General features: G+C 71.8%; 15 protein-coding genes. 8 read left to right on the top strand and 7 right to left on the bottom strand.

Annotated features, from left to right (window positions below; translation table 11 throughout):
* Nucleotides 1–159: 159 nt before the first annotated feature.
* The 3 genes from IW248_RS33255 to IW248_RS25605 all read left to right on the top strand — a co-directional run bounded on the left by IW248_RS33255 (nt 160) and on the right by IW248_RS25605 (nt 2546).
* On the top strand, nt 160–1095 hold the full coding sequence (locus tag IW248_RS33255) for an NTP transferase domain-containing protein (RefSeq protein WP_231396438.1): 936 nt from the start codon (nt 160–162) through the stop codon (nt 1093–1095).
* Nucleotides 1092–1358, top strand: coding sequence for a DUF6457 domain-containing protein (locus IW248_RS25600; RefSeq protein ID WP_196928993.1), 267 nt, complete (start codon nt 1092–1094; stop codon nt 1356–1358). The genes IW248_RS33255 and IW248_RS25600 overlap by 4 nt, the downstream gene beginning before the upstream one ends.
* 81 nt (nt 1359–1439) lie before the next feature.
* Nucleotides 1440–2546, top strand: coding sequence for a T3SS (YopN, CesT) and YbjN peptide-binding chaperone 1 (locus IW248_RS25605; RefSeq protein ID WP_124823503.1), 1107 nt, complete (start codon nt 1440–1442; stop codon nt 2544–2546).
* A gap of 7 nt (nt 2547–2553) precedes the next feature.
* On the opposite strand, the gene IW248_RS25610 is transcribed toward IW248_RS25605, so the two are convergent.
* Together IW248_RS25610 and IW248_RS25615 are read right to left on the bottom strand one after the other, a co-directional pair.
* Nucleotides 2554–3510 (bottom strand): zinc-binding dehydrogenase, encoded by a 957-nt coding sequence (locus IW248_RS25610; RefSeq protein WP_196928994.1) that lies wholly within the window; start codon nt 3508–3510, stop codon nt 2554–2556.
* A gap of 71 nt (nt 3511–3581) precedes the next feature.
* Nucleotides 3582–4046, bottom strand: coding sequence for an Lrp/AsnC family transcriptional regulator (locus tag IW248_RS25615; protein WP_030331732.1), 465 nt, complete (start codon nt 4044–4046; stop codon nt 3582–3584).
* Nucleotides 4047–4105: 59 nt separating this feature from the next.
* On the opposite strand from IW248_RS25615, the gene ddaH reads away from it, so the two are divergent.
* Nucleotides 4106–4939, top strand: coding sequence for a dimethylargininase (ddaH, locus tag IW248_RS25620; RefSeq protein ID WP_196928995.1), 834 nt, complete (start codon nt 4106–4108; stop codon nt 4937–4939).
* 67 nt (nt 4940–5006) lie between these two features.
* Here ddaH and IW248_RS25625 read toward each other — a convergent pair whose 3' ends face one another.
* Nucleotides 5007–6194 (bottom strand): ABC transporter substrate-binding protein, encoded by a 1188-nt coding sequence (locus tag IW248_RS25625; RefSeq protein WP_196928996.1) that lies wholly within the window; start codon nt 6192–6194, stop codon nt 5007–5009.
* A gap of 80 nt (nt 6195–6274) precedes the next feature.
* Entirely contained in the window at nt 6275–7072 is a 798-nt protein-coding gene (locus IW248_RS25630) for an alpha/beta hydrolase family protein (protein WP_196928997.1), read from the bottom strand.
* An 84-nt stretch (nt 7073–7156) separates the two neighbouring features.
* Here IW248_RS25630 and IW248_RS25635 point away from each other — a divergent pair, with 84 nt between their 5' ends.
* Nucleotides 7157–7759 carry a bacterial proteasome activator family protein gene (locus IW248_RS25635; RefSeq protein WP_196928998.1) on the top strand — a complete coding sequence of 201 codons (603 nt, stop codon included), beginning with the start codon at nt 7157–7159 and terminating at the stop codon, nt 7757–7759.
* A 2-nt stretch (nt 7760–7761) separates the two neighbouring features.
* On the opposite strand, the gene IW248_RS25640 is transcribed toward IW248_RS25635, so the two are convergent.
* The 3 genes from IW248_RS25640 to IW248_RS25650 form a co-directional block, all read right to left on the bottom strand.
* Complete coding sequence (locus tag IW248_RS25640) at nt 7762–8574, bottom strand: HAD family hydrolase (RefSeq protein ID WP_196928999.1); 813 nt, start codon at nt 8572–8574, stop codon at nt 7762–7764.
* Entirely contained in the window at nt 8574–9395 is an 822-nt protein-coding gene (locus tag IW248_RS25645; RefSeq protein WP_196929000.1) for an HAD family hydrolase, read from the bottom strand. Before IW248_RS25645 ends, IW248_RS25640 begins: the two co-directional genes overlap by 1 nt.
* A 315-nt stretch (nt 9396–9710) precedes the next feature.
* Nucleotides 9711–10451 carry a hypothetical protein gene (locus IW248_RS25650; RefSeq protein WP_196929001.1) on the bottom strand — a complete coding sequence of 247 codons (741 nt, stop codon included), beginning with the start codon at nt 10449–10451 and terminating at the stop codon, nt 9711–9713.
* A gap of 131 nt (nt 10452–10582) precedes the next feature.
* Between IW248_RS25650 and IW248_RS25655 the strand changes: the two genes are divergently transcribed.
* The 3 genes from IW248_RS25655 to IW248_RS25665 all read left to right on the top strand — a co-directional run bounded on the left by IW248_RS25655 (nt 10583) and on the right by IW248_RS25665 (nt 12356).
* Nucleotides 10583–11014: an OsmC family protein gene (locus IW248_RS25655; protein WP_124770552.1), complete on the top strand. Its 432-nt coding sequence runs from the start codon at nt 10583–10585 to the stop codon at nt 11012–11014.
* 151 nt (nt 11015–11165) lie between these two features.
* Entirely contained in the window at nt 11166–11513 is a 348-nt protein-coding gene (locus IW248_RS25660) for a metallopeptidase family protein (RefSeq protein ID WP_196930361.1), read from the top strand.
* A gap of 120 nt (nt 11514–11633) precedes the next feature.
* Entirely contained in the window at nt 11634–12356 is a 723-nt protein-coding gene (locus IW248_RS25665; RefSeq protein WP_124821453.1) for an AIM24 family protein, read from the top strand.
* Nucleotides 12357–12385 lie beyond the last annotated feature (29 nt).

Consider the following 12385-nt stretch of genomic DNA (forward strand, 5'->3'; position numbering starts at 1 on the left):
CCCTCACCCCGTTGATCATGAAGTTAGCCGTGCGTGTCGTCGGCGTGTCGTGCGATAACTCCATGATCACCGGGGTGAGGGGGTGTGAGGGGGTGTGAGGGGTTGGGTCTGGCCGGGCGCGCCGGTACGGCCGGGTGTTGGCGCGGCTACGGTGGGCGGATGGGGGCGTACGCCGTTGTGGTGCTCGCGGGTGGAGCCGCCCGACGGATGGGCGGGGTCGACAAGCCCGCGCGTCCGGTCGGTGGTCGGCCGATGCGTGACCGGGTGCTGGCCGCCGTCACCGACGCGACTCCGCGGGTGCTGGTCGGTGCGGCCGACGCCGTGCCGGCGGGTGTGCTGGTCGTCCGGGAGGATCCGCCCGGTGGGGGCCCGGTCGCCGCTGCGGCCGCCGGCCTGGCGTTGCTGGGTCCCGACACCGCCGTGGTCGCGCTGCTCGCCGCCGACCTGCCGCTGCTCACCCGGGCCGCGATCGGCGATCTGCTGAACCACCTCGACCGGGAGACCCCCGACGCCGAACCGGCCCACGGCGGCCCAGCTCCGGTGCCGCCGGCCCACGGCGGCCTTGCCCCGGTGCCGCCGGCCCACGGCGGCCTTGCCCCGGTGCCGCCGGCCCACGGCGGCCCAGCTCCGGTGCCGCCGGCCCACGGCGGCCTTGCCCCGGTGCCGCCGGCCCACGGCGGCCTTGCCCCGGTGCCGCCGGCCCACGGCGGCCCAGCTCCGGTGCCGCCGGCCCACGGCGGCCCAGCTCCGGTGCCGCCGGCCCACGGCGGCCCAGCTCCGGTGCCGCCGGCCCAGGACGGCCTCGTCCCGGCCCACGGTGGCCTCGGTGGCGAGCGGAGGCCCGACGGGGCGTGCTTCGTGGACGGGAACGGGCGGCGGCAGTCGCTCTGCGGTGTCTGGCGGGTCGCCGCGCTGCGGACGGCCCTGGACCGGCTGACGGTCGAGCGGGGCGGCAGTCTGTCCGGCGCCCCGGTCCGGGCGCTACTGGCCGGTCTCGTCGTGCGGGAGGTGGCCTGGTCCGGCGAGGGCCCGCCGCCGTGGTTCGACTGCGACACTGACGAGGACGTACGCCGGGCGGAGGAGTGGGCGCGATGACGGTGATGGACGACTGGGTCACGGCGGTGTGCGCCGAGTTGGATCTGGACCCGGCCGGGGTGCCGGTGCCTGCGGTGCTGGATCTGGCCCGAGACGTCGCTCACCAGGTGCTGCGTCCGGGTGCGCCGGTCACCGCGTACCTCCTGGGGTTGGCAGTTGGCCGGGGCGCGGAGCCGGCGGACGTCGCGGCCCGGCTCGGCGCGCTGGCGGGCAGTTGGCCGCTCGCGCTGAATGCCGACCCCGCGGACCCGGCGGCCCCCTGACCGCCGCTGTCCGATCCCGGTCCGGGCTGATTCGACGCTCGGGCGGCCTGGGTAGGGTGATCGTGACGGACGGAGGCGATCATGACGGCTGACCACCCCTCGGCGCCGCACGGTGAGCTGCCCGGCGCTTCGACTGAGCCGGCGGAATCGATCCTGCTCGACGAGCCCAGCACCACCGACCTGCGGGCGAAGGTGACCGAGGCGTGGCGGGAGTTCGCCCGCGCGCTTGCCGTACGGCTGCGGGAGCTTCCCGTCGGCGCGCATCTCGACGTGACCCTGGACCCCACCGCCTCCGGCACCGGGGACGCCGTCTATTCGATAAGCGTCGACGTGGACCCGGACCACGTGTTGTCCGCCCGCGCGGTCGGCAACGCCATGCTTCCGGCGGGCTACCGACTGGATCGGGGGGCGGTGGCGGACATGGTCGCGCTCGGCTGGTCCCCGCCCGGGGTGGTCGCCGGCTCCGGCGGTTCCTTCGGACTGAACGCCACGACGGCCGAGTCGGCCCAGGTCGCCACGCTGCTCTCCCGCACGCTGCGCGACGTCTACGGCGCTCCGCACCCGGCCTTCCTCGTCTATCTGGTGCACGACGCCGAGGGCGAACCGCTGCCCCTGGGCCCGGTGGGCACCGCGCGCAGCGAGTTCGGTCCGGACGCCGACGTCGAGGCGGACCTGGAGGAAGCGTTGGCTGAGGCGGCCGCCTCGCAGGTCGAGCGGGAAGACGTGCTCGACCTGGCCGACCGGGTCCGTACCGTGGTCTCCACGATGTTGAAGTCGGACACCGACCGGTTGCAGATCGACTCGGACGGCGACATCACCATCCGCGCCGGCTCGGCGATGGTCTTCGTGCGGGTGCGGGACAACCCACCCCTGGTGGACGTCTTCTCCCCGGTGCTCACCGAGGTGGAGCCGACCGAGCGGCTCTACGTCAAGCTCTCCGAACTGACCAACCGGATGCCGATCGGCCGCCTCTACTGCGCCGACGACACGGTCTGGGCGTCCATCCCGGTGTTCGGCCGCAACTTCCAGGCGACTCATCTGATGCTGGCGGTGCAGGTGATGACCGGTCTCGCCGACGAGTTGGACGACCGTCTGCACGGCGAGTTCGGTGGCAAGCGGTTCTTCGGTGAGGGTGACAAGCCGGTTCGACGCGACGAGTCGGAGCACCGCACCGGCATGTACCTCTGAGACTCGGTCAGGCCACGTCCAGCAGGGTCTTGCCGACCGTCGCGCGCGCCTCGATGGCGGCGTGCGCGTCGGCGGCGCGTTCCAGCGGGAAACGTTGGCCGATGAGCGGTCGGAGGCGGCCGGCCGCCGCGTCCGCCAGGGCCTGTTCGGTGTACGCCCGCAGCCGGGCGGGTGGCACGTCCGGGCGGATCACTGTGACCTGCCGTGCCGTGGCGGCCTCCGCCGACACCGGGGACCACTCGCCGCTCGCCAACCCGAAGCTGACCATCCGGCCGCCCGGGGGGAGCAGGTCGAAGGCGGCCCGGGCCACCGGACCGCCGACCCCGTCGAGCACCACGTCGACACCGCCCACCGTGGCGCGGACCTGCTCGGCCCACCCGTGCACCAGGTAGTCGACGGCCACCTCGGCGCCCAGGCCGGGTAGCAGGTCCACCTTGCGTCGCCCACCGGCCGCGCCGACCACCCGGGCACCGGCCCGGGCCGCGAGCTGCACCAACAGGCTGCCCACACCGCCGGCCGCGGCTTCCACCAGCACCCGGTCGCCTGGGCGGACGCCGACGGCCTCGATCAGCATGGTGGCGGTCCGTCCGTCGGCCAGCAGCGCGACCGCCGCGTCCAGCGCCAACCCGGCCGGCACCGCGATCGGCGCGGACGCGTCCACGGCCGCGCGTTCGGCGTAACCGCCGGAACCTCCGGTGGCGCTGACCACCCGTCGCCCGGTCAACGCCGGGTCGACGTCGGACCCGACTGCCGTGATCACCCCGCCGACTCCGTTGCCGGGGATCAGCGGTGGGGTGAGGCGGAACGGGCCGGGGCGGCCGGCGCGCAGTTGCGTCTCGATGAAGGTGATGTTCGCGTGTGCGACGTCGATCAGCACCTGGCCGGGGCCGGGCACCGGGTCGGGTGCGTGGCCGGGTACCAGCACCTCGGGTCCGCCGAACTCCCGCAACCAGATCGCCCGCATGACAGTCCCCTCCGCCTCGGTGGGCCGTCCGCCCATTCGGGGTCAGTCCATCTCCTCAACCCGAGTTGAGGTCAAGAGGTGCCAGCGGACGGGCCGACGCCTGGCGATTCGACCAGCCGGGAGAGCACGATCGTGCTGCGGGTGGAGGTCACGAACGACTCGGCACGCAACCGCTCCAGCGCCGCCTCCAGATGGGCGATGTCGGCGGCGCGCAGGTGCACGAGTGCGTCCGCCTCCCCGGAGACGGTGTACGCGCCGACCACCTCGGGGTGTCGGCGGGCGGCCACGCCGATCTGCGCCGGGGTGGTCCGGCCGGCGCAGAACAGCTCGACGAAGGCCTCCGTCGTCCAGCCGACCGCGGCCGGATCAACGACGGCCGTGAATCCCCTGATCACGCCGGTGGCGCGCAGCCGGTCGACGCGACGCTTGACCGCTGGGGCGGAGAGTGACACCCGAGCGCCGATGTCGGCGTAGGACGCGCGGGCGTCCGCGACGAGTAACGCAATGATCCGCTGGTCTACCGCGTCTATCTGCAACGTTCCGCCTCTGGGAAGCAACGCTTGTGGCTGTTTTCAAAGTTCTACGGTACCTACTCTTGGTGACCGTGGACCAGCAGCGTTTCCCGCGAAAGCGGACATATCTCATGTGCTCGCCGGAGTACTTCACGGTCGAGTACGCGATCAACCCGTGGATGGACGTGACCACCCCGGTCGACCGCGACCTGGCCGTCAAGCAGTGGGACCGGCTGCGCGAAACCCTGGTCGGCCTTGGCCACGAGGTGCACCTGCTCACCCCCGAGCAGGGGCTGCCCGACATGGTCTACGCCGCCAACGGTGGCTTCGTGGTGGACGGCAGCGTCTACGGCGCCCGGTTCAAGCACGAGCAGCGGACCGCCGAGGCCGCCGCCCACCACGCCTTCTACGAGGCGCAGGGTTGGCGGTTCATCGCACCCGGCGAGACCAACGAGGGTGAGGGCGACTTCGCGTACGTGCCGGAGGCGCACGGTGGGCTCATCCTGGCCGGGCACGGCTTCCGCACCGAGATCCCGGCGCACGCGGAGGCGCAGGAGGCGTTGGGCCGACCGGTGGTGTCGCTGCGCCTGATCGACCCCCGCTTCTACCACCTGGACGTGGCGCTCGCGGCCATCGACGACGCGAACATCGTCTACTTCCCGGGGGCATTCTCGGCGGCCAGTCAGCGGGTGCTCACCCAACTCTTCCCGGACGCGGTGATCGCCGACGACGAGGACGCGTTGGCCTTCGGGATCAACCTGGTCAGCGACGGCGCGAACGTGGTGCTCAACAGCGAGGCCACCCGTTTGGCCGGCAAGCTCAAGGCGGTCGGGTACACCCCGGTCCCCGTCGAGCTGGCCGAGCTGAAGAAGGGTGGCGGCAGCGTGAAGTGCTGCATCGCCGAGCTGCGGCACTGACAGGCGAACGTCTCGGGGCCGGCCTCCCACTGGGAGACCGGCCCCGAACCGTGCTTCGGGTGGGCGGTCAGCCCAGCGTGGCCAGCTCGTTGATCAGCACGTTCGACATGACCTGACCGTCGCGCTGCACTTCGCGCAGGTACCACTTCTGCTGCGGGGTACGCGGCTGGTTGAACTGCCAGATGCCGCGCGGGCTGTCGATCTGGCCGAGCTTGCCCAGGGCCAGGTTGACCTGCTGCGGCGAGGGCTTCCCGCCGGTCAGCTGGATGGCCTGGTCGAGCACCTGCGCCGCGTCGTACGACGCCATCGCGTACGTGGTGGGGGTGACCTGGTACTTCTTGCGGTACGCCGAGGCGAAGACCCGGTTCGACGTGTTGTTCAGGTCGGCCGAGTAGTTCAGCGCGGTCTGGATGCCCAGCGCGTTGTCCTTCAGGTTCTCCAGCACGGTGCCCTCGGTGAGGAAGCCCGGCGCGTAGATCGGCCCGGCGAACTTCTCGCGCAGCTGCTTGATGAACTCCACGGCGGCCGCCCCGGCGAAGAAGCAGAAGACCGCCGTGGGCTTCTTGGCCAGCGCCCGGGTGATGTCCGAGGAGTACGTCGTCTTGCCGGGGCTGGAGGTGGCGTTGGTGTAGGTCACCTCGTCGCGAATCCGGGGGTCGTTCGCGCCGAACTCCTGCCGGAAGCCGCGGACCACGTCCGGGCTGCCGACGTTCTCCGGCATGATGATCGCGATGCGGCCGTTCGCCGGCAGCTGGTCGCGCAGGTAGCGGCCCAGCGCCCGGCCGGCCTCGTCGAGCACGTACGAGGTCCGCCAGATGTAGAAGACGCTCTGCAGGCTGCTCGGTGAGGCGTTGGAGCCGATCAGTGGGACCCGGGCCTGCTCCACGGTGTCCCGGATGCCGACCATCACCGCCGAGTTGACCACGCCGGTGAGCGCCAACACGCCCTGCTTGAGCAGGCCGTCGACGGCAGCCTTGCCCGTCTTCGCGGTGTCGCCCTCGTCGGCGGTCAGCAGCTCCACCGGGTGGCCGCCCAACCGCTGGTCGTGCAGGTCGAGGAAGAGCTGGAAGCCGTTGGTGATGTCGTCGCCGATGCTCTTGAAACCACCGGCCTGCGGCGTGATTAAACCGATCTTGACCGGGTTGCGGTCGGCGGTCGGTTCGGCGTCACTGTCTGAGCCACACCCGGCGACGAACCCGGTGGTACCGAGCGCGGCCAACAGTTGGAGCGCCCGCCTGCGATTCATCTGCGACACCGAGTTCCTTCCAAGGAGTGTTACAGGGCCGAACACCGCCCCTCCGGCGTTCTACCTGGTCCGCGACGCTGCGTCAATGGCTAGTGATCATCGTGCAGGGACCGCAACACGGCAAGGACCTGAGGCCACGCGACGGACTCCGGGTCGATCAGCCCGAAATGCTCGCATCCAGGCAGTTCGACAAGGGAAATATCGGAACCTGCGACACGCGCCTCTGTGACGAAATCCCTGCTCATCTCCGCCGGAACCTGATGATCGTCCGAGCCGTGCACAATTACTGTCCGTGTCCGTATCGGTACCAACATCCGTGGATCCGCAGCCGCGTACCGGTCCGGGACCTCCCCCGGGCCGCCGCCGAGCAGCGCCGCGACCGCGCCCGAGTCCAGATCTCGCCGGTACGCCTCGCCCAGGTCGGCCACCGGGGCCAGGGCGAGCACCCCACGCACCGTCGCCGGGGCGGTGGCCGCCGCGTACAGCGCCAAATGGCCGCCGGCGGAGTGCCCGACCAGGATCGGCGCCCCCAGGCTCACCCGGCCGGGCAACGCCTCGGCCGCCAGCACGGGCAGCTCGGCCACCCCGGTCAGTACGTCGGTCAGGGTGCCCGGCCAGCCACCGCCAGGCTGCCCCGTCCGCCGGTACTCCAGCTGCGCCACCGGGTAGCCAGCAGCGGCGAGGGCTGCGGCAAGTGGGCCGGTGTGCCGCCGGTCGTACTCGGCCCGCCAGAAACCGCCGTGCAACACGACGACCAGCGGCCTGGCCGGCCCGGTTCCCGCCGGGAGACGCAGATCGGCCACCTGATCCGGGTGCTCCCCGTACGCCACGGTCCGGTCGGGCTCCGGTGCGGGCCGGGTCAGCACGGCGCGCGGGTCGGCAGGCATGGCGCGACGGTAGCGCGCCCCGCCCGGGTGGTTCGGCCCCGGGAGTCGGTCCCGGGCGGCAGGGCTCGCGTCCGCTGGGTAAAGATGGACCCCATGACCGAAGCGCGCTCCGCTGGACAGAACGACGAGCCCGGCCCCGACGAGTCCGGCCACTCCGGCACCGTTGTGGTGGTCGGCCCGGACGGCCGGCCGATCGGCACGATGCAGACCGACGAAGGCCAGGGCGAGGACCCGACCCGCCTGGTCGAACAGCCGGCCAAGGTGATGCGGATCGGCAGCATGATCAAGCAGTTGCTGGAGGAGGTGAAGGCCGCACCTCTCGACGACGCCAGCCGCAACCGGATGCGGGAGATCCACGAGCGGTCGATCGTCGAACTCAAGGAGGGCCTCGCCCCCGAGCTGCGCGACGAGCTGGAGCGCATCTCGCTGCCCTTCGCCGAGGACAAGGCCCCCAGCGAGGGCGAGCTGCGGATCGCCCACGCCCAGCTCGTCGGCTGGCTGGAGGGTCTGTTCCACGGCATCCAGGCGGCCCTGGTGGCCCAGCAGATGGCCGCCCGGGTGCAGCTGGAGCAGATGCGCGGCGGCCGGCAGGCGCTGCCCAGCGGCCCCGGCGGGGTCGTCCCCGGGATGCCGGGCGTCGGCCAGCCGGGCGGCGGCGAGGGGCACAACACCGGTCAGTACCTCTGACCTCAGTCCACCCCGAAGATCTTTTCCAGGTACGCCGCCACGCCGTCCTCGGTGTTCGCCGTCGTCACGTCGTCGGCGACCGCCAGGACGGCGCGGTGTGCGTTGGCCACCGCCACGCCACGCCCGGCCCAGGTCAGCATCGGCACGTCGTTGGGCATGTCGCCGAAGGCCAGCACGTCCTCCGCGGCCACCCCGAGCTGGTCGCAGTACCAAGCCAGACCCGCCGCCTTGGTCACCCCCGCCGCGGAGATCTCCACCAGCCCCGAGGACGACGAGTGTGTGGCCTCGGCCAACCCCGCCACCGCCGTGGCGATCAGCTCGGCAAAGGCGTCCGGGTCCTGCTCGCCGGCTCGGGCGAGGAGCTTCACCGCCGGGACCGAGAGCAACTCCTCCGGCGTCTCGATCGGCCTGATGCCGTTGGCGTCGGCGTCCCAGCGCAGTGGGTAGTGCACCTCGTGCCGCATCTCCCGGCTGTCCAGGATCTCCACGGCGAAGCTGATCCCGGGCACCTCGGCCCGAAGCCGCCGGGCCACCTCGGCCAGGTGGTGCGGCGCGAGCGGGTCGGCGCGTACCACCTCGTCCTCGAACGGGTCGTAGACCACGGCGCCGTTCGCGCAGACCGCCGGCAGCGGCCGGGCGAGCTGGTCGTACACCATCTTGAGCCAGCGGACCGGACGGCCGGTGACCAGGACGACCGGCGTGCCTCGCGCGGAGATCCGCGCGAGCAGGTCGGCGGTGCGGGGGCTGACGCTGTGGTCGTCGCGGATCAGCGTGCCGTCGATGTCGGTGGCGATGAGGCGGGGCGTGTCTCCCATTACCGGGACAGTAGCCGGTCGAGATACACCGCCACCCCGTCGTCGTCGTTGCGCAAGGTCACCTCGTCGGCGACGGCGCGCAGAGCGGGGTGCGCGTTGGCCACGGCCACCCGCGACCAGCCGGCCCACTCGAACATCGGCAGGTCGTTGGGCATGTCACCGAAGACCAGCACATCGGCCGGGTCGACCCCGAGGGTCTGCGCCACCACGGTCAGCCCGGTCGCCTTGTCCACGCCGGGCGGGCAGATCTCGACGAAGCCGAGCCCGGCCTGGGTGAGCGTGGCGACCTGCGGCGAGACGACCCGGCGGGCCACCGCCAGCAGCTCGTCCACGTGGTGGTCGGCGGTCCGCGCAAAGGCCTTGATCACGTCGCAGGCGAGGCACTCGTCGCGAGTACGCGCCTCGAAGCGGTCCTGGTAGGGCCAGCTCTCGTGGTAGTCGCCCCACAGCGGGGCGTCGTGCTCGTCGGACGCCTCGACCATCACGGTCAGCGGGCCGACCTCGGCCTCCAGATCGGCGAGCAGCCGGGCCAGCACCTCGGCGGGCAGCCGCTCCTCGCGGAGCACCACCGGGCCGCTCGGGTCGCTCTGGTCGACCACCCACCCACCGCCGGCCATCACCAGGAAGTCGGCGGCGCGGATGTCGTTGCGGGTCAACTCGGTCAGGCGAGGGCCGCGTCCAGTCGCGCCGACCACCGGAATCCCGGCGGCGCGCACCCGGTCGAGCACCCCATGGGTGTACGCGGAGACGGTGTCATCGCTGCGGACCAGCGTCCCGTCGAGGTCGGTCGCGATCAACTTGGGCAGTCCCGGGCGGGTCATCGCTCCTCCTTCGCCCGCCGCCGTCGCACCTGCCCTGGCCAAGGAAACCGAAGCCCGGCGTGACGGCGGGCAGCAACCGTACCTCGCGAAACGGGCCCCAACCATGGCTTCCAGGCGAATCGGACGCCAACCCCGAGCACCCGCGAGATGTCCCCCGCGCGTCCCCGCGCATGCCCCCGCGCGTGCCCCCCGCGCGTGCCCCCCGCGCGCTCCCCGCGATCTTGCACTTTCGGTTGCCGTTCTGCGTGCTATGAGCCCTATGTCGGGACAGTGAGTGCAAGATCGCCGCAGGGTGGGGTGGGGTGGGGTGGGGGTTTAGGGCTGGGGGTCGGGGCGGGCGAAGGGGGCGGCGGGGGTGACCGTCAGGTCGGCTGGGGCCGGTAGGCCGTCCTCGATCGGGTCGTGGTCTCGGCGGCGACGCCAGGGTCGCGGTGCTGGCGCGTCGGCGGGGCGGCCGTCGTCCGGTGGCCCGGCGAGCGCGCCGGGGGGTGCGGCGGGCGTCAGCCGCAGGGCGGCCGCGAACAGCACACAGGCGGCGAACGCCATCACCAGCCCACGGCCGTACTCGGCCTGGAAGCCGTCCTGGGACGAGTAGAGGAAGTTTCGTTGCCCGGCGTCGTTGAGGGTGGCCGCGGCGGCGACCAGAAGTGCCAGCAGGGCGCCGGCCATGGTGAGACCGGCCAGCCGGGCGTTCGGCCGCACGGCCGCCGTGCCGCGCAACGCCAGCGCCACGGTGCAGACCAGGGCGAGGAGCCCGATCAGGTAGCCGACCCCGAAACCGCCGACCTCGGACACCCCGGCGGGCACCTTGATCGTCGTGTTCCCCTCGGGCCCGCCGTTCGGCAGGCTCATCACCAGCCACTCACCAATGAGTGAGGCGATCGCCGCCACCGCGCCCAGACCGGCGAGCAGCAGGGGCAGGCGAGGATCCTGCGCGAAGTCGGCCAGGGACCAACCGAACCGGCGCCGCGGAGCCGGGTCGACGGCACCCCACTCGATCACCGCCGGGGCCTCGGAGCGGTCGCCCTGCCGCGGGATTGGAAGCTCCTCGGACATCGGCCACCCTTCCGCCGGTCACGGACCTGGGTCGCATCATGGCACAGCAAGCTGGTGGTGACAGGGATCGCAGGGCCGGCGAGCGCGCCGGTCTGTCGCTCGACGGTCGCCTTTCCGCTAGCGTTTGCCTCATGCCAATCCGTACCGCTTCAGCACAGTGGCAGGGCAATCTCACCGAGGGCGCGGGCACCGTCCGCACCGGTAAGGGCGGCCTGTCCGGCAACTACTCCTTCAAGTCGCGCTTCGAGGAGGGTGAGGGCACCAACCCCGAGGAGCTCATCGCCGCCGCGCACGCCGGCTGCTTCTCGATGGCGTTCTCCAAGGCGCTTGCCGACGCGGGCTCGACGGCCACCTCGGTCGAGACCACCGCCAAGGTGCACCTGGACAAGACCGACGCCGGCATGAGCGTGACCCGGATCGACCTGGAGACCGTCGGCCAGGTCCCGGGGATCGACGACGCCGAGTTCCAGAAGCTCGCCGAGGCCGCCAAGGCCAACTGCCCGATCTCCCGCCTGCTCTCGCCGGGTGCCGAGATCACCCTCAGCGCCCGCCTGGCTGCCTGAGCGAGCCGACCCCACACCGTACGTCCACGGAAGGAGCCTCCGCCCGGTCCAGGGTGGTCGCTTCTTCCGTGCATGTGCGGGCTGACGGCCACGGTCGTGCAGCAGGACCGGGCCGCGTGCCCCCGCGTCGGGCACAATGGGCGAGGTGCCGGTGGAGATGAGCCGTGAGCGCTTCGAGGAGTTGGTCGGCGAAGCCCTCGACGACGTGCCCGAAGAACTGCTCGGCCTGATGAACAACGTGGTGATCCTGGTCGAGGACGACCCGCCACCGGGAGAGGCCGACCTGCTCGGCCTCTACGAGGGGCATGCGCTGACCCAGCGAGGCTGGGACTACTCCGGCGTGCTGCCCGACCGGATCTTCATCTACCGCCGTCCGATCCTGCGGATCTGCGACAACGACGAGGACGTCATCGACGAGGTGGCGGTGACCGTGGTGCACGAGATCGCCCACCACTTCGGCATCGACGACGCGCGGTTGCACGCCCTCGGCTGGGGCTGAGCCCCCCGCTCGCCCGCCCGCGCCGCCCGCCCGCGCCGCGTTGCCCGGTCGATGGGCGCTGCTTGCCGTGGTCGCCTACCGTCGGTGCAGCGAACGCGACCCTATTCAGGAGGCCCTTTCATGCGCAGCGAGCTGTTCTCCGCGGAGAATCTGGAGAAGGAGTCCGCGCAGCCCGGCATGCGGTTGCAGAACTCCAAGATGTTGAAGATCGAGCTCAACGGCGAGGCGATGGCCCGGGTCGGGTCGATGGTCGCCTACCAGGGGAATGTGCAGTTCCAGGCGCTGGGCTCGGGCGGGCTCGGCAAGTTCCTCAAGCAGAAGCTCACCGGCGAGGGTGTCCCGCTGATGAAGGTCTCCGGCCAGGGTGACGTCTTCCTCGCCGAGCTGGCCAAGGACGTGCACATCATCGACCTGGAGCCGGGCGACGCCCTCTCCATCAACGGCAGCAGCGTGCTCGCCTTCGACTCCACCCTCCAGTACGACATCAGGATGGTCGGCGGCGCCGGGATGGCGTCCTCGTCGGGCCTCTTCAACTGTGTGTTCAGCGGCTACGGGCGCATCGCCATCACCACCAAGGGCACCCCGGTCGTGCTCAACGTGGACGCACCGACGTACGTCGACCCGCAGGCAGCGGTCTGCTGGTCGGCCAACCTCCAGACCGGTTACCACCGAGCCGAGCAGATGGGCCTCGGCACGCTGCTCGGCCGTCGCACCGGTGAGTCGTTCACCATGAGCTTCGCCGGTCAGGGCTTCGTGGTGGTGCAGCCGTCCGAGGAGCCGCCGGTCCTGGGCAGCGGCCAGCAGCAGCAGGAGGGCGGTCTGCTCGGCGGTCTGCTGAGCTGACCGCGGCGGTGGGGGCGCTCCTGATCTTC

Origin of the sequence: Micromonospora ureilytica, from assembly GCF_015751765.1 — a bacterium.
GTDB classification, from domain to species: domain Bacteria; phylum Actinomycetota; class Actinomycetes; order Mycobacteriales; family Micromonosporaceae; genus Micromonospora; species Micromonospora ureilytica.

Bases quoted from the DNA above. Each gene is read 5' to 3' on its own strand.
- IW248_RS33255 (WP_231396438.1), top strand. From the start codon at position 160: ATGGGGGCGTACGCCGTTGTGGTGCTCGCGGGTGGAGCCGCCCGACGG.
- IW248_RS25600 (WP_196928993.1), top strand. From the start codon at position 1,092: ATGACGGTGATGGACGACTGGGTCACGGCGGTGTGCGCCGAGTTGGAT.
- IW248_RS25605 (WP_124823503.1), top strand. From the start codon at position 1,440: ATGACGGCTGACCACCCCTCGGCGCCGCACGGTGAGCTGCCCGGCGCT.
- IW248_RS25610 (WP_196928994.1), bottom strand. From the start codon at position 3,510: ATGCGGGCGATCTGGTTGCGGGAGTTCGGCGGACCCGAGGTGCTGGTA.
- IW248_RS25630 (WP_196928997.1), bottom strand. From the start codon at position 7,072: ATGCCTGCCGACCCGCGCGCCGTGCTGACCCGGCCCGCACCGGAGCCC.
- IW248_RS25635 (WP_196928998.1), top strand. From the start codon at position 7,157: ATGGACCCCATGACCGAAGCGCGCTCCGCTGGACAGAACGACGAGCCC.
- IW248_RS25640 (WP_196928999.1), bottom strand. From the start codon at position 8,574: ATGGGAGACACGCCCCGCCTCATCGCCACCGACATCGACGGCACGCTG.
- IW248_RS25645 (WP_196929000.1), bottom strand. From the start codon at position 9,395: ATGACCCGCCCGGGACTGCCCAAGTTGATCGCGACCGACCTCGACGGG.
- IW248_RS25650 (WP_196929001.1), bottom strand. From the start codon at position 10,451: ATGTCCGAGGAGCTTCCAATCCCGCGGCAGGGCGACCGCTCCGAGGCC.
- IW248_RS25655 (WP_124770552.1), top strand. From the start codon at position 10,583: ATGCCAATCCGTACCGCTTCAGCACAGTGGCAGGGCAATCTCACCGAG.
- IW248_RS25665 (WP_124821453.1), top strand. From the start codon at position 11,634: ATGCGCAGCGAGCTGTTCTCCGCGGAGAATCTGGAGAAGGAGTCCGCG.